The organism is Mesorhizobium loti (assembly GCF_013170705.1).
GTDB lineage: Bacteria > Pseudomonadota > Alphaproteobacteria > Rhizobiales > Rhizobiaceae > Mesorhizobium > Mesorhizobium loti_D.
The window spans coordinates 3,551,400-3,566,208 of record NZ_CP033334.1 but is presented as its reverse complement, the minus strand read 5'-3'; the positions used below and the strand labels follow the sequence as shown (position 1 = coordinate 3,566,208).

Sequence of the window (14,809 nt, the reverse complement as noted above, 5' to 3'; positions counted from 1 at the left end):
GTTTCTGCCAAGCCCGCCAGCCACATCAGGTCTGATATAGAAATACTGCATTATTCACCCCAAGAAGCGGTCGCATCAGAGAATGAATGCACTGTCACCCGCAATCCCATCCCTATTCGCCGTCGTAAGCCTCGACCACCGCAAACGGAATGCCTAACGATTCCAACAAATCGAGAATGCGTTTTGAGATGACGAGGCGGAAAGGTATTGCGATCCCGAAATCGTCGCGGCCGGCCTTCCCATTTACTTTCAGCCAGACCAAAGGTGGCAGTTCCAGCCCGGATTGATCCTCCTGGCACTCTTCCGAGATAGTCACCTCGGCGTCGGCGAACGTCGCACCTGAAAAGCCCACCCCCTGCAGTGCGCGCTGGGTTTCCTGGGTGACGAGGAAACAGGGGAATGTCGCAACGATCACATCACCGAACCAGCCCTCTACCACATAGTGGAGCCTGCTTACGATTGGCGGGTGAACGCTCCGGTCGAGAACGGTGTTTTCGCCAATCCCACCAGCGACATTCGGTCGTATTTTATAGTATCCTGCCGACTCGTTGGGCGAGTGTCCCCCTGTCGCTTCGACAGCTTTCGACCTCAGGATGGCAATCCATCGTTTCAACGCCGCCCCCCATGACTCGCCGAGACTGAGACATCAAGCCCCTTCAAAAGGTTCAATCAAGGCATTGGAGATCCCAAACGACCTGAGGGCGTCGAGAACGCGTTCGGAAAAGACAAGGCGATAGTCTTTCGCGATTCTGAAATCATCGTCGTCGGCATCCCCGTTCACTTTCAGCCATACGAATGACGGAAGCTTCTGGTCCGGTTGCATTTCTTCGAACAATTCATAGGTGGTACCTCGACCTTGCCGAACGCTATGCCGGAAAAGCCACTCTTGAGAATCTTCTCTTTGACATCCTCAGTGACAATGTAGCACGGGAACGACGTTACCATACTATCCCCCAGCCAACCATCAAACTCATAATGCAAACGGGTTACCGCGGGAGGATGCACGGCCGTATCCATGATGGTATTGTCACCAAGTCCGCTCGAAAATTCCGGCTCCAAATAATAATACTTCATTTCTTACCTACTGGTGGGCTGAAGAGGTGGCCATATTTTTGATCTACCTCCGCAGCCTTCTCTAGCCGCGCCCTAACGATCCGCCCGCGCCGCCTTCTCCAGCGCCGCCTTACGCTGAATTTCGATCGTTCGATTCCAGAAGCGCACCACTTCAAAATGCTCTTGTCTGGTCAACCAGATCTTGTTCTCCAAACTGACTGGATCGCCACCAACAATAATCGGTGTGATCTCAAACAGCTCCATGCCCTTGGGGCGCGAGTATTCATTTTGGTTGCTCATTTTCAGTCCTCTTCCAACCGAGAGAATAGATCGGCGAGGTCACGCGCAACGATGTCAGCGTATCGCCGATCCATACCAATGAATGGGATCTGCACGATTGGCATGGCCGCATCGTCAGTGTCAAAGCCATAGCCTTCACCCGCTCCGTTCGATCCGAATAGGAGGATGCCCGGCGCATACTTCTCAACCTCATACTCTATGTTGAATTGCACCAATTCTTCGGCTTTAAAGAAAACAATATAGCTATCGCCGATGAAACCTTCGCCTCCATTATGCTCCTTGAGGAAATCGGTGTAATCCTTGGGCAGCGCGACTCCCAGGCGTGCGGACAGGCCATCGACCAGCGAGGCTTCAGCCGGCGCATCAAGCTCTCCTTCGGTTAAACTATATCCCATCGCTATGCTCCTAGGTCTTTCTTTAACTGCTCCCACCATGGCGTAACCTGTTTTCGATGAACGTCGCGTGGCAGGATGATCTTGTTAGAGATGCCGTCGGGCTACCGCCAAACTTCACTGGCTTGATTTCATGCACATCCACGAGTTTGCCGGCAAGCCCTAGCTTGCGGCGGATAGTGTGATTGGTGTTGTCAGCGGCGTTACTAGCCGCATTGTACTCTGTACCTTCTAACAATCTGAATGGATTACGGTGACAGTGCACTATTTGATAGCGTGGCAGGCAGATGCTTAACCCAGAGGCTTATTTGGCACGAGACAGTGCGCTGTCAACTTAGTGCCAGATCAGTCAATCCTCTTCCGGCTCGTCAAATAAACGAATCCCAGCCGACTCATTGCCGAGGCGTTCAAATACTTCCAGAGCCCGCTCTGAGACGACAAGTTCGTGGTTCGGGGCCATGCCGAAGTCATCATGTCCCGGCCGCCCTTGGATCTTCATCCACACGAAAGATGGAAGTTTCGTGCTTGGCTGCAGCCGATGAAACAGCTCCGAGGCTGTCACCTCGACATCGGCAAACGTTATCCCTGATACACCTATCTCCAACAATTCCCGCTCAGCTTCTTTGGTGACAAGATAGCAAGGAAAGCTCCTGATCAGGACATCGCCAATCCAAACATCGATCTCATAGTGGAGTTTGTGCACAATCGGCGGGTGAACGCGGTTGTCGAGAACCGTGTTTTTGCCAAAATCGCCGGCAACAAATGGCTGTACATAATAATAATCCATTACTCACCTATATTTCCCGACAGGCGGGACGAAATGGTGACCATACTTCTTATCCATCATTTCCGAATGATCCAGAATTTGCCGCTCTGTAGGATTCGGGTACTTTGCGTAGAATTCGTCATTTTCCCCCCTAAGGATAACAAGATGCAGAATATCGTTTAGATCCTTGGGGATCCCGCGGAGATTTTCTACCGAGTTGATCTTCTTCTCCGATAAGAAATTTGGGAGCCTCTTCAGTAATTGCTGCTCAGCTTGATGGTGGATTACCAAATCCTTGACGTTCACGTTAGGGTTCGCCTGAGCATATCCTTTTCGGTAATTATTTGTAGTCGCCTCGCCAAATTTTGCGGCGGGGAGCTCTACGCGATCGGGGTCTCTGGCAAATAGCTCGCTCGCCACCGCGGCGATCATCTTGCGGTCCAACTTTGACTTCCGAGGCGAACGGATCGTCTGGCGAGCGCCCTGCAAGGGGCTGAGCGTCTTAACGCCAGAGAGGGCGTTGGAGTCAGCGATTGGAAGCTCCACGGCGGCTTCAAGCGATATCGTGGGCTGCTTGGAGAAATCCGTCGGCTGCGGCTTGGCCGGTATGCCGGCCGATTGCCCGGCAATCACCTTCTCGACCTGGCCGGGAGCTGTCTCGGGGATCGAAGCATTCGCTCCCTCCGAACTTGCAAAGGACTTTCTGATTGGGCCTTCTGCTCGACCGGCCGCTCTAGAACCAACCGATTCAACCGCCCCCGGTATTGCGCCTTCAACGGCTCGACCAACCCCGGGCACCGGTATCGCCCAACCCAATGCGTCAGTCCCTGACGCATCATCAGCTTCTCGACATTGTTCGAAGGCTCGTAGTAGGCGTGCTTGTAATCGGGAGGGCTGATCGTTCCTCCGGACATGCCATAGGCAAACCAATCATTTACGTTGGCGACGGCGATCCCGGCATTCGCAGCGACCTTGCCAAGGGCTTTGGCGTCCTCCCGAAACACCTCGCCCGCCGAAAGGCCCGGCTTGCCGCCAGGGAGAATTCCACCCAGACCGGTATCATCCAATTCCCGGACCAGGGCTGCCCGCACGACAGGATCTTTCGTGCGCACGAACAACGCGCTTGCCTTCGCGTAACTGTCCATGACGTCCATGCTTCCGCTGTCACGGTCCTCGGCAAGCCTAAGGAGAATGGAGAGCGGCACGGGCTGAAGATTTTCATCATCGATGCCCAATGCTTTTTGCCGGGCGACAGACAAGGCTAGCGTTTTGTCGTATGTGTCTTGGTCAAAAGCCGCTGGATCGGAAGGCCCATTGCCAAGTACAGCCTTCCAGCCTGCGGCGATCTCCGGAGACAATTCGCTGACGTAGCCACCGGGATCGGCACGTCTCCTCTCCAGGACCAGCTTTGCCGCGACGGCGGTTGCCTCATGGAGCGCCTGGTCTTCCTGCGAAGCGTTCGGCCCCGCATCAGCATCGCGAAGGGCGGCATGGATCGCTTGGTTCGGCATGGTGCCCATGTCGAAGACTTGCTTCCCGACATCGGCCCGCCGCTCAAGAGCCTTCAGGCGCCTGTCACCCTCGTCGAGGCCATAGATGGCTCTGTAGGCATCCCTGCCTGGCATGCTGCCCGAGTAGGTGCCTGTGCGGGCGATTTCGTCTGGCGCTTCGGCCTCGGCGCGAGCGAGCGCGACGCGCGTCTCGATGTCCTGGGTAAACTTGGCCAGCTTTGCCTTTAAGGACAGCGCATCCTGTTCCTCCTGCGGAAGGTCGTCCCTGAACGCCTGTGCTATGCGTTCATCCGGGGTCGGCGTGCCAACGCGGTCACCTTTCCCCGCAGCCATGTCTGGGCTGCCTGGCAAGGAGCTACCCTCAGTCTGCGCGCTATCGCCCGTGGCCTCGCTGCCGGAGGCCGCCGCCCCCACCCCAAACACCTCCAGCGCCCGCCTCGGGTCCTTGGCAATCAGCGCTTCGAACCGCGCCTTGGCGGCGGTGCCGTACCGGTCCTTGGACATCTGCTGCCTGATCCCCGGGTCGAGCCCCATCTTGTCGATCAGGTCGAGCCCCTACTGCCGGGCTGCTTCGAAGGTGACGTGATCGTCGGGGTTGGCGTTGCCGATGGCGATGGCGCTGGTCTTCAGCACCGTGTCGACCTCGGCCTGTTCATAGTCCTTGCGCCGCTGAAGCTGCCGTGCCGCCATGCGCAGCGCGCCGGTTCGACGCATCGTCTCCTTCTGTCCGACGAAAGCGGCGCGCTGGCTCTCGGGCATGTTTGGCAAGGCAGCGGCAAACAGCTTGTCGAACAGGCCGGTCTTCACCACCCGGCCATTGTACGGATCGACCTGGCCATACATGGCGTCATGCAGGCCGGCACCGTCAGCCGGCGCGTTCGCCGTCACCTCGTCTTCGGCCTGCGCGATCTGGCCGTTGAAGCGGCGGCGCGCCGGCGTCGAACGCCTCCTGCTGGTCCTTCATCTGCTGGTAGCGCTCGGCGACAGCGGAAAGATGTTCGCCAAAACCCTGCATGGCGCCGCCGATCGGCGATCCCTGGGGATATTGCGGCGTGCTGCCGGTATCGAGCCGGCGCCGGACAATGGAGAGCGGGATGACGTGGACCATTGGCGGCTTCCTGCTCGAATGGCTCTAGACAAAGGACGCGCCGCACCGGCGATCACGGCACGGCCGGATCGCGCGGACGCTGCTGCGTTCGCGGGTTTGTCGGATCGATGTTTCTGGGAGGGACCGGCCGACGTTGCGGACTAGGCGCGGCCCTAGCGCCCCGTGCGTCGTCATCCATGGGCGAAGCAAGGAGGGAGCGACGCGGCGCAGACCATAGGAGCTGCTCCGCAGCCCAAGGCATCCATGCCGAGACGCATGAGCGCCGCTACGGTACGGAATTCTGTTCCGCCGCAGTCTTCGGCCGGTGTCGCGGCATGGAGTCTCGGGTCAGGCCCGAGAATGACGAAGTGTGGAAGTTACCGAAACGCCCCCAGCGGGTCGCTCTGCCCCGCCGGCCGTCGCGCTGCCTTGAACTCCGCCGGGTCGACCACCGCCTCGCGCAGCATCATCACGCCATAACGGGTCGCCGCCATCAAATCGTCGCGCAGTTTTACAACCTGACCATCCTTGCGATGGAAAATCCTGAATTCCTCGAGCCACTCGCCGAGGGTGGAGAACACCTTGAAGCGGCCGGATTGCATGCGGTCGAGCATCTCCATCAGCCCGGCCTCGACCGAGACCGAGCCGTCGGGAAATTGCGCGTGGCGCGACAGCATGTTCAGCCCGTGCGCCGCATATTGTTTGGCAAGCGCCACCCCCGCCCCTTCCAGCGTCTCGCGGCGGCCGTCGCGCGGCCAGGCGAAGGGCAGCCATTCGCCCCAGGGTTTCAGGGTCAGCGTCTGCATGGCCGGCGTCTGCTGAGAGGCCCGCGCTGATTTGGTGACATAGACGACATCGGCTTCCGTATCCCAGGCGAGCTCGACGGCGGCGGAAGGATGGTCCCAGCCGAAATCGAGCGCGCCGATGCGCGGCCAATAGCGCGGCAGCCGGAACGGCTCGCAGACAATCAGCGCCTCGGCGACGGGAAAGATGCGGCCCGAGCCCAGCACGGGAATGCCCTGGGCGCGGGCCTCGCGCTCATGTTCGGGATAGGCAGCAACGATCGCCTTGCGTTCTTCGGGCGAATAATGCGCGGCATCGTCGATGGTCATGAAGGTGACGTGACGGGACATGGCGGGCCTGATTCAGCTTGTGAGATGACCACTGCATGGCGCTGTTCAGGCGTGGTTTTTTGGGGTCGGATGCGACAGTTCTTGGGAGAAGGCGGAGCGCGCTTTTCGATCTTTTTACCCAGCCACCGCCCGCATCTGCGCATGCTGCCGCACATGCTCCAGCGTCAGCTCCAGCCCGATATGCGACAGCTCTGTCGCAGCCGCCTCCGCGGCATGCGTGGCGGGTTCCACCACGCGCTCGAACATCTCCTGTTCGTAAAGCTTCACGGCTTGCCTCCAGTCACCGGCCTCGACCAGGTGGCGGGCGAGTTCGGCCGCGTCGAGCATGGCGGCGTTGACGCCCTCGCCGCCGAAGGGCGACATGACATGGGCGGCGTCCCCCAGCAGCGTCACGCCGACCCGGTTCGGCCAATGGTGGCCGATCGGCAGCGCGTGGATGGCGCGGGCCACGATATTGTCGTTGCTGGCCGCGATCAGAGCGACGAGCTCCGGCGCCCAGCCCTCGAATTCGGCCATCAGGCGGGCTCGCGCCGCCGCCGGCGAAGCGAAATCGAACGTCCTCTCCGCCCAGTCGGCGGGCACGCGGAAGATGGCATAGCCGCGCAGATGCGCATTGGCGTTGCGCTGCACGATCATGCCGCGGCCGTCGCCCTCGGCGCCGATCTTGCCGCGCCCGACCAGCTTCGACAGTTCGGGATGGCTGGCGTCGACATCGTCGATGCCGAATTCGATGAAGGTCAGCCCTGTATATTGCGGCCGGTAGCGCGAGACCAGCGGCCGCACCCGCGACCAGGCGCCGTCGGCGCCGACGACGAGGTCGAACGGGCCGAGCAGGTCGGCGCCGAAGGCCAGGTCATAGGCGCCGTCGGGGCGCGCATGGACCTCGCGCAGCTCCCTGCCCCATTGCACGCTGCCTTCCGGCAGCGAGGCAAGCAGGATGTCGCGCAGCGCCGAGCGGTCGACTTCCGGCCGGTCGCCGCTGTCATCGTCATCGGCCAGCACCAGCCGGCCGTCCTTGTCGTAGAGCCGGCTGCCCTGGTCCTCGTAGCGGGCGATGCGCAGGAATTCCTTTTCGAGGCCGGCGCGCCGCAAGGCGAGCTGGCCGGAGTCGACATGCAGATCGAGCGTGCCACCCTGCGGCCGGACCAGCGCATGCGCCTCGCGCTCGAAGACGGTGGCGGCGATGCCGTTGAGATGCAGGATGCGCGCCAGCGTCAAGCCCGCGGGGCCGGCGCCGATGATGGCGATGCGCAAAGGGATTCCGGTCATGGACAGGGGTCTCGCATTGATTTATATAGGAGCCTATACAATAAACATAGGCACCAATGCAAGTCATGACCGACTGGACCCTGTTCTCGAACCCCGCCCCACTCATCAACATGGCAGCGCGCAGCCTCGCCCGCCTTGGCGAGCGGCGGGTGAAAGCCTTCGGCTTCTCGATCGGCCAGATGCCGGTGATCTATCTCCTGCGCGACGGCGCGGCGATGTCGCAGAAGGAACTGGCGCGCTTCGCCAAGATCGAGCAACCATCCATGGCGCAGATGCTGGCGCGCATGGAACGCGACGGCCTGATCCGCCGCACGCCCGACCCCAATGATGGCCGCAGCAGCCTGATCTCGTTGACCGAAGCGGCGCTGAAAAAACTGCCCGCCGCGCGCGAGGCGCTGGACGAAGGCAGGGACGAGGCACTGGCCGGTTTCAGCGAGGACGAGGTGGCGACGCTGCTGGGCATGCTCAGGCGGCTGAACGAAAACCTGGACCGGATGGTGGCGCGGGAGGTGGAGTGAGCAAGTTCAGGCCCCCAGGTTCCGAGGCCCACCTAGCTCTTATACCCCTCGTTCAAGCAATCATTCTTCCAGGCCCAGTCGAAGTCGGCCCGCGACATGGACTGGCCCATGCCCGGCTCGACAAACGGGCCGGCGGTGTTGTCGATATAGACGATGAAGCGCGCCTGCTTGGTGAAGGTGCCGACCTTGGCGGTGATGACGCCGCAGGTCTGGCCGGACGAACTGTCGCCGGTAAGCTGCACATGTGAGAATGTGGCGGAAGGATCGCTCACCAGCTTGTGCATCTTGCCTTCGGCGGCACTGATTGCATCGGCGCGCCAATCGCCGCTGCCGCTACAGGCCGAAAGCAAGGCGCAAAGGAGAAGCAGTTCCGCAATCTGGCGCATGTGGGATCCCGAACGTCGCGCCCGACGCTACCCGGCCACCGGTTGCCGCAAAAGCGGTATTGCGGATCATGGTTTCGCGGCGGTTGACCCCTTCGCCATCCTCTCCACCTCACCCGCCGACAGGAACAGCAGCACCACATCGCTCATGCCGAGCAGCGGCGTGAAGGTGACGATCGTTATCCCGCCGGTCGCATTGGTGCGGGTCAGGCCTTCGGAATAGATGTCGAGCGGCGGCTCCTCGTCGAACCAGACGCCGTGCAGCGTCTCGCCCTGCCATTTCTCGCGGCCCTTCTCGAAACTCTTGAACGACAGCACGCTCTCGCCGGCCTGCACATCGCCGCCGCCACCATGGCGCACCACGACGCTGTCGAGCGCGCCCGGCGCGCCACGGCCCATGATGGTCTGACGAATGGCATCCGCCGGGATCATGCCGGTGCCCAAGGCCGCCTGCTGTTGCGGTGGGCCGACCAGCACGCGCTGCGGGTTGTCGCGCGTGCCCTCGCCGGTCACGCCGGCCGCCCAAAGCCGTACAGGCGTGTCGAAAACCTTGCCTTGCCACCAGGCGGGATAGCGGCCGGTCAGATGCATCGCCCATTCCGCGCCGCCGGCCCTGGTCTTGCCGAGCTGGTTGCCGGCCATGAACAGGCGCTCGCGGTTGACCGCTCCAGCCGCGTGAAATTCGGCCTGGCGCGGATACGGTCTGTACGCCGCCAGCTGGTTGCTGCGTCTGCGGCGGTCAAGTTCCGCCAGCAGCGCCAAATATTCCGTCTTCGCGGCGATCGGCGGGCTCTTCGAGGAACGGCCTGACGACGGCTTCGAGGGCCCGGATGCGGCTGCGGATCTGTTCATCGCTGAGGGCGTCCAGATGGTTGACGGCGGCGACATCGAAATCCTTGGGCAGGACTGAAAGCACGATCTTCAGATACTGGTCGGGCTTGTCGGCCCGCACCTCGGCGATGACGCCGGCGCCATGGGCGCGGAAATCGGCCCGCACGGCGGCGAGAAAGTCGTCGCCCAGCGTCTTTTTCGGCCGCTTCGGCCGAGGCGTCGGCGCGGCCGCCTCGCCGGCCGGCTTGCGCCTTGCCGGTCTTGTCTTGCGGCGCGCCGGCCCGGCGCCGGCTTCGTCAGCCATCGACCTGGCCCATCGCCTTTGCGGCGGCATCGCTGGCCGCCTTGCCCGCCTTCGGCATCGATCCGACCGGCTTTCTCGAGCGGCCGGTTTTCTTCTTGGCCCGCTTGGCCCGCTTGGCGCGCTTCGGCTTGGCGGTCGCGGCAGTTTTTGCCGCACCGGCGCGTTTTGCCATGCTGGCCTGCGCCTTCAGCCGCGCCAATACGAGACCGATGGCATGCCCGCCAATGCCGGCTTGCGGAAAACCAAAGCCGCCGGCCGCATCCCGCACCATGCCGATCAGCACGCCAGGCGCCACCGGCTCGACGCGGCCCAGACGCGGCCGGGGCGCGGCGCCCTCGAACTCGCCAATGGCGCTGACGATGTCGCGGCCGTCATCGTCGGTGATGATGGTGGCATAGCGTTGGGTCATCGGATTCTCGCAGAGGGGGGCGCTGTCCCGCCGGCGTCCAAAATCGGCAGCCTCAGCGCCGTCACATGACAAGGCGCCAAAAACACAAAACCCGCCTCGGCGGCGGGTCGTTGGCGCAAATCAGCACCATGGACGAGATGATAGCCTGACTGCCCTCACCCGGTCAAGGAAAAAATTCCTAGGCCTCAAAACCCGCCTCAAGCCTCCTCCTCGATCATGCTCTGTGCGACCTGCGTGGCGCCGCCATTGATCTGGGCGGCGACGATGTGGCCGAACGCCACGGCACCCACGCACAGCAGCACCGACAGGCCGATGTTGAGCGCCGCCCGGCCGAAGCCGCCGGCGCGCAGCAGGTCGAGCGTCTGCAGGCTGAACGATGAAAAGGTCGTATAGCCGCCGCACAGGCCGATCATCACGAACAGGCGAAGGCTTTCGGAGGCGGGATAGCGCCCGCCGGCCAACGTCAGCGTGCCGAAGAAGCCGATCAGCAGCGAGCCGCTGATGTTGATGATGATGGTTCCCCAGGGCAGTTCACTGCTCACCGGCAGCGCCCAGGTGGAAACGAGATAGCGCGCCAACGTGCCCAGCGCACCACCGGCCATGACCAGAAGACAGTTCGAAAAAGACATGCTCGATCCTCTCTGAGACGAGCACATCGGCCCGCCGTGGCGGCGGAATCGACAGATTCCCACCGCGGTTTTCGCGGCAGGAGTCATCAGCCATCACTGGCGGTTTCGGGAGAACCCCATTCCCATCACTGGTAAGATGCCAGACATCTCCCATTACTGGCAACATGCCAGAGCGCGGCCGCTTCGACAAGCCGGCGGCGGAAGCGGGAGGCTGAAAACACAAAACGGCGGCGGGTCGTCGGTGCAAATCAGCACCATGGTCGAAATCATGGCACGACTGCCATCACCGGACAATCGGATCGCCAACGGCCGATCGCCGAAATCCGGCATTGGCTAGCCGGCTTTTCTTCAGCCCGTAGCTGTGGGATCATCGGTTGAAGCTCATGGAATGATTCCCGTCACGGCCTTTGTGGGAGAGGACGATGGACAGACCAGCCATGGCATCCGTTTTCAGGATGCGACATGCTCCAGCCTCGGTTTCCGGGGTGCGAAGTACCGGCCAGGGACAGGCCGATCCGGTGATCCGCGTGAACTCGCTTGGCGAGGCGATCCGCTTCGTCGCGGGTGCATACCCCAACTACGACATCGGCGCCGTTGCCATCACGTGCGGCGATCCGTCGATCCCGCGCCTCGGCAGCCTGGAGGTCAAGGCGCTGTGGCGCGAATATGGCGAACGCCTGACGCAGGAATAGACTGTTTCCCACGACAGACGGCCTGCCCGTCGTCCGGATCGAAGATGACCGTACCCGGCGCCTTCATCGGCTGGTCGGGATTGCGGCGGCGATCCCGCTGGTGCTGCTGGTCGCGCTGTTCGCCGACAGGATCCGAGGCGGCACGCTTTGGCTCCGGATCGGAAACGCGGCTGGCGCGTTTCCGATCCGGTGAATAGAGGGAGCAATCGTCATGAATGTCGCCAACCTGCAACTCGAGGGCCTGCTGATGGCCGTCGCCTCGATCAACCATGTGCTGGTGCGCAAAGGCGTGCTGACATCGGAGGAAATCGATATCGCCCTGCGCAAGGCCGAGGCCGGCGAGACCAGCGAGGAGCGGTCCGGCGGCATGTCGGCGTCGAGCCGTGACGCCGTCAACTTCCCGATCCGGCTCCTGGAGCTCGCCAACCAGTGCCAGCCGGAGGCGGACATGCCCTCATTTTCGAAACTGGCCCGCATGGTCGGCCAGATGAAGGAGCCATATAACGACCAGATGTGAGATCAGCCGTTTCACGGAAACGGCTGACTCCTCTGATCATCCCCTATGCCCTGCCCGGCCAGCCCGGGTTCAGCGCCAGCGTCTGTCCCGGTCCGTGCACCGCCGCGAACAGCAGTCCGGCGATGAAGGAAAAATGGTCGACGAAGAAGCCGAACTCGGCCTGGTTGCCGGCCCAGTGGCTAGGGCCGTGGAAGGCGAAGGCCAGGAACAGCACATAGGCAGCGGCGACAAGGGCCGCCTGCGTGAAGAAGGCGCCGCTCAGGAAACACAGTACCAGCGCAACCTCCAGGATGGCCGCGCACCAGGCGAGGAAGAGAGGGAAGGGAAAGCCGGCGGCGGCGATGAAACCCGCGGTGGCGCCCATGCCCATGAACTTGAAGGTCACCGCCATGAGGAAGACGGCGGCAAAGATCAGGCGGGCAATGAGAAGGGCCGTGGTCTGCCACGGCGATTGAGCGATTTGCGACGGCATGACTTTCTCCAGGGGTTTGAAAACCGTTTCGCTCCCAAGGACGTGCGACCTTAGGCGGTTCCGACATCCCCCTCGCGAATTTACCCATAAGGTATCCGCCCGCCACGGCGGCAGGCGGTCACCCCGCTTCAAACGCCCTTCCGCCCCGGCCGAGTCGCTCGCCACAAAAATCGCGAAACTTGTTCGTAACCATGATCGTGGTAGCCTTAGCTTGGGCTAATGCACAGACTTGTCTGATGCAGTGTTTGGGTGGGTTGAGAATTGGGCGCGCGTGTCAGGCTGGGGACGGGACCCTTTCTGGTCGGGTCATCGGTGGTGGAGTGCAATGGCTGCGGCGGCAGCGGGCAGGTTTTCCAATGCCCGCGCTGGACAAGCTCCAACGGCCTTTGCTGTCCCGCGGGCACCCACCATCGTGGCTGCCCCGGCGCCAGCGCGCCCTGCGCAGAATGCGGCGACACCGGTCACCGCGACGCCGGCCCGGTTCATTCGCCGGCCTGAACAACGGCTTGCAAGCCGTTCCTGCCGGGGCGATCCGCCGTCATGGAACCAGCAGCGCCGATCGCTGTTATGTCTGATCGCGGCATCGCGTGGTACAATGTCCGCGCGACCATGCGGCTGACAGAAAGCGAGGCCCGCCATGCCTGACGACAAATCGAAGATCAAACAGGACCGCAAGCTGGTTTCGAGCGAGGAAACCTACGAGGTTGCCGCGTTTGCCCGCAAATACGGCATCCCGCAGAGCGAAGCCCAGACCATCATCAAGCGCTACGGACCTTCGCGCAAGAAGCTCGACAACCATATGGCGGCGCGCGGATAGAGGGCGGCTGCCGCGAGCCGCGAGAACGGAGGGCCGCGACCATGTCCGACACCATACGCAGGACCGGCAGCTGCCTGTGCGGCGGCGTGCATTTCGTCGTCACCGGTCAGCCGACGCGGGTCGGCCTCTGTCATTGCAAGGACTGCCGCAAGGCGGGCGGCTCGGTCTATTCGGCCTTTGCCATCTGGCCGCGCGATGCCTTCGAGACATCGGGCGAAGTCGCCACTTACGGGACGCGCAGCTTTTGCCCGACCTGTGGCGGCCGCGTGGCCTGGGTCGGCGACACCGAGGCCGAAATCATGCTTGGAAGCCTCGACGTCGTGCCGACCGACCTTGCGCCCGAATATGAATTGTGGATCAGCCGCCGCGAGACCTGGCTGCACGCCTTGCCGGGCGCGGAGCAATTCGAGCATGACCGGCCGCGGGCCGAAGACGCCGATCCGCCCGCGCCGCGACCTTTGTCGGACGCCGTCGCTGGCGACTGAAAATTGATCCTTCGGGCCTGGAACCCTCCCCTGCCAGCGACGTTATCCGGCGCCCCTTAGGCATGCCGCGGTTTCCTCGGACCGCGGGCCAAACCTACCCGTCACGGAGACTTCAGTTGAACGACAAGATGTTTCCCCGACCGATCCGCCTGAAATTTGCCCCCGAGCGCGAGCGCGTGGTGCGCAGCGCCTGGGAGGGCCTGGAATGCCTCGGCGACTGGCCGTCCGGCCAGGGCCGGCGATACCGGGCGGCGTTGCGCAGCTGCCGCGATGCGCTGGATGGCTGGACGCCGCCGGAAAAGGCGATGCGGGCCATGATCGATGCCGCGCGCGAAGCAGACATCCTCCGATAACTGAAAACAAATGGGGCGGGAAAAACAATGGCCGATGTGATGCTGTCGACACCAATGCGCATCAAACCGCACGGCTCGGACACGATCCGTGAGGTGGTGAGCCTTCAGGACGCCAGCGAGATCCTGATCGACTGGCCGCATGCCAGCCGCGGTCCCTTCTACCAGGCCGCGCGCGAGAAGGTGGAGGCGGCGCTGGAAAACAAGGACGGCGCGGCACAGGCGCAGGAAGCCTTCACCGCGCTGTGCGATCACGCCGGCGTTCTGGTTCGCTAGAACATTCCAGGAAACTGTGAAGCGGTTTCGCCTGACAAAAAAGCAGGCGATGCCCTCGCCTGCTTTTTTGCGGAGCGGGTCTTTTATTGGGCCGGCAGGTCGCCATCCACGATAGGATGAGACGTTTCGAACCCGAAACTCTTCGGCGCCATCAGCATAAGGACGATCACGATTGCGATGGTGGCAATAAACGTGGCTGTGTTAGCAATATCCCTCAAGTTTCCCGTCCTTTCAAATCCGATTCGTTAAGGAAACGTTTCCCGATCTGTGAGGTTCCATTACCCCGGCGGCAAAGCCGCCAGCCTGGCTTCTACTTGGACGGCGGCTGCGCCGGCACTTGGCCGGGCTTGATCACCGGCGTGTTGCCTTGGTCGGGCGCTGGCGCCGCCATTCCCTGGTCGCCGGTGGCCGGCGGCTTCAGCACCCCGCCGCAATCATTGAGCTTTTCAGTCAGATTGCCGTCGCCGGACGGCTGCTTGCCTTGCGCCGGCTGGACACGGCATTTGTCGGCTTGCTGGGCCGGGTTCTGCAGCTGATCCGTCTGTGCCGCCGCCGGCAGCGCTGCCAACACCAGCATCAGGGACGCGATGGCGAGAGGTTTCATCTCGGCCTCCT

At 62.4% G+C, this 14,809-nt stretch carries 24 protein-coding genes and 1 riboswitch; of the genes, 7 read left to right on the top strand and 17 right to left on the bottom strand.

What is annotated here, in order from left to right; translation table 11 throughout:
* Positions 1-112 precede the first annotated feature (112 nt).
* The 10 genes from EB815_RS17375 to EB815_RS17340 form a co-directional block, all read right to left on the bottom strand.
* Positions 113-613, bottom strand: a complete 501-nt coding sequence (locus EB815_RS17375; RefSeq protein WP_245303355.1) for a hypothetical protein — start codon at positions 611-613, stop codon at positions 113-115.
* Positions 614-1,146: 533 nt separating this feature from the next.
* Complete coding sequence (locus tag EB815_RS17370; RefSeq protein WP_065005324.1) at positions 1,147-1,353, bottom strand: hypothetical protein; 207 nt, start codon at positions 1,351-1,353, stop codon at positions 1,147-1,149.
* A 2-nt stretch (positions 1,354-1,355) separates the two neighbouring features.
* The gene (locus EB815_RS17365) at positions 1,356-1,748 is read right to left on the bottom strand and encodes an SMI1/KNR4 family protein (protein ID WP_065005377.1); all 393 of its coding nucleotides are present in this window, start codon (positions 1,746-1,748) and stop codon (positions 1,356-1,358) included.
* 346 nt (positions 1,749-2,094) lie between these two features.
* On the bottom strand, positions 2,095-2,532 hold the full coding sequence (locus EB815_RS17360; protein WP_065005323.1) for a hypothetical protein: 438 nt from the start codon (positions 2,530-2,532) through the stop codon (positions 2,095-2,097).
* A 3-nt stretch (positions 2,533-2,535) separates the two neighbouring features.
* A complete protein-coding gene (locus tag EB815_RS17355; RefSeq protein ID WP_065005322.1) occupies positions 2,536-3,144 on the bottom strand; it encodes a hypothetical protein in 609 nt (202 codons plus the stop codon).
* On the bottom strand, positions 3,141-4,526 hold the full coding sequence (locus tag EB815_RS33435) for a hypothetical protein (protein ID WP_196772382.1): 1,386 nt from the start codon (positions 4,524-4,526) through the stop codon (positions 3,141-3,143). Before EB815_RS33435 ends, EB815_RS17355 begins: the two co-directional genes overlap by 4 nt.
* A gap of 51 nt (positions 4,527-4,577) precedes the next feature.
* Positions 4,578-4,910, bottom strand: a complete 333-nt coding sequence (locus EB815_RS33430) for a hypothetical protein (protein WP_065005320.1) — start codon at positions 4,908-4,910, stop codon at positions 4,578-4,580.
* Positions 4,888-5,130: a hypothetical protein gene (locus EB815_RS33425; RefSeq protein ID WP_065005319.1), complete on the bottom strand. Its 243-nt coding sequence runs from the start codon at positions 5,128-5,130 to the stop codon at positions 4,888-4,890. The genes EB815_RS33430 and EB815_RS33425 overlap by 23 nt, the downstream gene beginning before the upstream one ends.
* Positions 5,131-5,486: 356 nt before the next feature.
* Complete coding sequence (locus EB815_RS17345; protein WP_065005318.1) at positions 5,487-6,242, bottom strand: terminase large subunit domain-containing protein; 756 nt, start codon at positions 6,240-6,242, stop codon at positions 5,487-5,489.
* Positions 6,243-6,356: 114 nt separating this feature from the next.
* Positions 6,357-7,511: an FAD-dependent oxidoreductase gene (locus EB815_RS17340; RefSeq protein WP_056571613.1), complete on the bottom strand. Its 1,155-nt coding sequence runs from the start codon at positions 7,509-7,511 to the stop codon at positions 6,357-6,359.
* A 65-nt stretch (positions 7,512-7,576) separates the two neighbouring features.
* Here EB815_RS17340 and EB815_RS17335 point away from each other — a divergent pair, with 65 nt between their 5' ends.
* Positions 7,577-8,029, top strand: coding sequence for a MarR family winged helix-turn-helix transcriptional regulator (locus tag EB815_RS17335; RefSeq protein WP_056572139.1), 453 nt, complete (start codon positions 7,577-7,579; stop codon positions 8,027-8,029).
* A gap of 32 nt (positions 8,030-8,061) precedes the next feature.
* On the opposite strand, the gene EB815_RS17330 is transcribed toward EB815_RS17335, so the two are convergent.
* The 5 genes from EB815_RS17330 to crcB form a co-directional block, all read right to left on the bottom strand.
* Positions 8,062-8,415: a hypothetical protein gene (locus EB815_RS17330; RefSeq protein ID WP_056571609.1), complete on the bottom strand. Its 354-nt coding sequence runs from the start codon at positions 8,413-8,415 to the stop codon at positions 8,062-8,064.
* Between the two features lie 66 nt (positions 8,416-8,481).
* Entirely contained in the window at positions 8,482-9,174 is a 693-nt protein-coding gene (locus EB815_RS17325) for a terminase large subunit domain-containing protein (protein ID WP_245303354.1), read from the bottom strand.
* Entirely contained in the window at positions 9,152-9,547 is a 396-nt protein-coding gene (locus EB815_RS17320) for a hypothetical protein (protein WP_056571604.1), read from the bottom strand. The genes EB815_RS17325 and EB815_RS17320 overlap by 23 nt, the downstream gene beginning before the upstream one ends.
* Positions 9,540-9,956: a hypothetical protein gene (locus EB815_RS17315; protein WP_056571600.1), complete on the bottom strand. Its 417-nt coding sequence runs from the start codon at positions 9,954-9,956 to the stop codon at positions 9,540-9,542. The genes EB815_RS17320 and EB815_RS17315 overlap by 8 nt, the downstream gene beginning before the upstream one ends.
* A 197-nt stretch (positions 9,957-10,153) precedes the next feature.
* The gene (gene crcB / locus EB815_RS17310; RefSeq protein ID WP_065005316.1) at positions 10,154-10,585 is read right to left on the bottom strand and encodes a fluoride efflux transporter CrcB; all 432 of its coding nucleotides are present in this window, start codon (positions 10,583-10,585) and stop codon (positions 10,154-10,156) included.
* A gap of 70 nt (positions 10,586-10,655) precedes the next feature.
* Positions 10,656-10,718: riboswitch (Fluoride riboswitch) on the bottom strand.
* A gap of 289 nt (positions 10,719-11,007) precedes the next feature.
* On the opposite strand from crcB, the gene EB815_RS17305 reads away from it, so the two are divergent.
* Complete coding sequence (locus tag EB815_RS17305) at positions 11,008-11,277, top strand: hypothetical protein (protein ID WP_056571594.1); 270 nt, start codon at positions 11,008-11,010, stop codon at positions 11,275-11,277.
* A 211-nt stretch (positions 11,278-11,488) separates the two neighbouring features.
* Positions 11,489-11,794 (top strand): hypothetical protein, encoded by a 306-nt coding sequence (locus EB815_RS17300; RefSeq protein ID WP_056571591.1) that lies wholly within the window; start codon positions 11,489-11,491, stop codon positions 11,792-11,794.
* A gap of 43 nt (positions 11,795-11,837) precedes the next feature.
* Here EB815_RS17300 and EB815_RS17295 read toward each other — a convergent pair whose 3' ends face one another.
* Positions 11,838-12,266, bottom strand: coding sequence for a DoxX family protein (locus EB815_RS17295; RefSeq protein ID WP_056571588.1), 429 nt, complete (start codon positions 12,264-12,266; stop codon positions 11,838-11,840).
* Positions 12,267-12,903: 637 nt separating this feature from the next.
* Between EB815_RS17295 and EB815_RS17290 the strand changes: the two genes are divergently transcribed.
* The 4 genes from EB815_RS17290 (at position 12,904) to EB815_RS17275 (ending at position 14,194) form a co-directional block, all read left to right on the top strand.
* A complete protein-coding gene (locus EB815_RS17290; protein ID WP_027052489.1) occupies positions 12,904-13,083 on the top strand; it encodes a DUF3606 domain-containing protein in 180 nt (59 codons plus the stop codon).
* 41 nt (positions 13,084-13,124) lie between these two features.
* Complete coding sequence (locus EB815_RS17285) at positions 13,125-13,568, top strand: GFA family protein (protein WP_056571585.1); 444 nt, start codon at positions 13,125-13,127, stop codon at positions 13,566-13,568.
* Positions 13,569-13,684: 116 nt separating this feature from the next.
* Entirely contained in the window at positions 13,685-13,921 is a 237-nt protein-coding gene (locus EB815_RS17280; RefSeq protein ID WP_056571581.1) for a DUF982 domain-containing protein, read from the top strand.
* Positions 13,922-13,948: 27 nt separating this feature from the next.
* Positions 13,949-14,194, top strand: coding sequence for a DUF982 domain-containing protein (locus EB815_RS17275; protein WP_056571578.1), 246 nt, complete (start codon positions 13,949-13,951; stop codon positions 14,192-14,194).
* 310 nt (positions 14,195-14,504) lie between these two features.
* Here the strand turns inward: EB815_RS17275 and EB815_RS17270 are convergent, their stop codons facing one another.
* Positions 14,505-14,798, bottom strand: a complete 294-nt coding sequence (locus tag EB815_RS17270; protein WP_056572137.1) for a hypothetical protein — start codon at positions 14,796-14,798, stop codon at positions 14,505-14,507.
* Between the last annotated feature and the right edge of the window lie 11 nt (positions 14,799-14,809).

What these genes read in the sequence shown, in the direction of transcription:
- EB815_RS17370 (WP_065005324.1), bottom strand. Translation starts at nt 1,353, where the DNA reads ATGAGCAACCAAAATGAATACTCGCGCCCCAAGGGCATGGAGCTGTTT.
- EB815_RS17365 (WP_065005377.1), bottom strand. Translation starts at nt 1,748, where the DNA reads ATGGGATATAGTTTAACCGAAGGAGAGCTTGATGCGCCGGCTGAAGCC.
- EB815_RS17360 (WP_065005323.1), bottom strand. Translation starts at nt 2,532, where the DNA reads ATGGATTATTATTATGTACAGCCATTTGTTGCCGGCGATTTTGGCAAA.
- EB815_RS33435 (WP_196772382.1), bottom strand. Translation starts at nt 4,526, where the DNA reads ATGTCCAAGGACCGGTACGGCACCGCCGCCAAGGCGCGGTTCGAAGCG.
- EB815_RS33425 (WP_065005319.1), bottom strand. Translation starts at nt 5,130, where the DNA reads ATGGTCCACGTCATCCCGCTCTCCATTGTCCGGCGCCGGCTCGATACC.
- EB815_RS17345 (WP_065005318.1), bottom strand. Translation starts at nt 6,242, where the DNA reads ATGTCCCGTCACGTCACCTTCATGACCATCGACGATGCCGCGCATTAT.
- EB815_RS17340 (WP_056571613.1), bottom strand. Translation starts at nt 7,511, where the DNA reads ATGACCGGAATCCCTTTGCGCATCGCCATCATCGGCGCCGGCCCCGCG.
- EB815_RS17335 (WP_056572139.1), top strand. Translation starts at nt 7,577, where the DNA reads ATGACCGACTGGACCCTGTTCTCGAACCCCGCCCCACTCATCAACATG.
- EB815_RS17330 (WP_056571609.1), bottom strand. Translation starts at nt 8,415, where the DNA reads ATGCGCCAGATTGCGGAACTGCTTCTCCTTTGCGCCTTGCTTTCGGCC.
- EB815_RS17320 (WP_056571604.1), bottom strand. Translation starts at nt 9,547, where the DNA reads ATGGCTGACGAAGCCGGCGCCGGGCCGGCGCGCCGCAAGACAAGACCG.
- EB815_RS17315 (WP_056571600.1), bottom strand. Translation starts at nt 9,956, where the DNA reads ATGACCCAACGCTATGCCACCATCATCACCGACGATGACGGCCGCGAC.
- crcB (WP_065005316.1), bottom strand. Translation starts at nt 10,585, where the DNA reads ATGTCTTTTTCGAACTGTCTTCTGGTCATGGCCGGTGGTGCGCTGGGC.
- EB815_RS17305 (WP_056571594.1), top strand. Translation starts at nt 11,008, where the DNA reads ATGGACAGACCAGCCATGGCATCCGTTTTCAGGATGCGACATGCTCCA.
- EB815_RS17300 (WP_056571591.1), top strand. Translation starts at nt 11,489, where the DNA reads ATGAATGTCGCCAACCTGCAACTCGAGGGCCTGCTGATGGCCGTCGCC.
- EB815_RS17295 (WP_056571588.1), bottom strand. Translation starts at nt 12,266, where the DNA reads ATGCCGTCGCAAATCGCTCAATCGCCGTGGCAGACCACGGCCCTTCTC.
- EB815_RS17290 (WP_027052489.1), top strand. Translation starts at nt 12,904, where the DNA reads ATGCCTGACGACAAATCGAAGATCAAACAGGACCGCAAGCTGGTTTCG.
- EB815_RS17285 (WP_056571585.1), top strand. Translation starts at nt 13,125, where the DNA reads ATGTCCGACACCATACGCAGGACCGGCAGCTGCCTGTGCGGCGGCGTG.
- EB815_RS17275 (WP_056571578.1), top strand. Translation starts at nt 13,949, where the DNA reads ATGGCCGATGTGATGCTGTCGACACCAATGCGCATCAAACCGCACGGC.
- EB815_RS17270 (WP_056572137.1), bottom strand. Translation starts at nt 14,798, where the DNA reads ATGAAACCTCTCGCCATCGCGTCCCTGATGCTGGTGTTGGCAGCGCTG.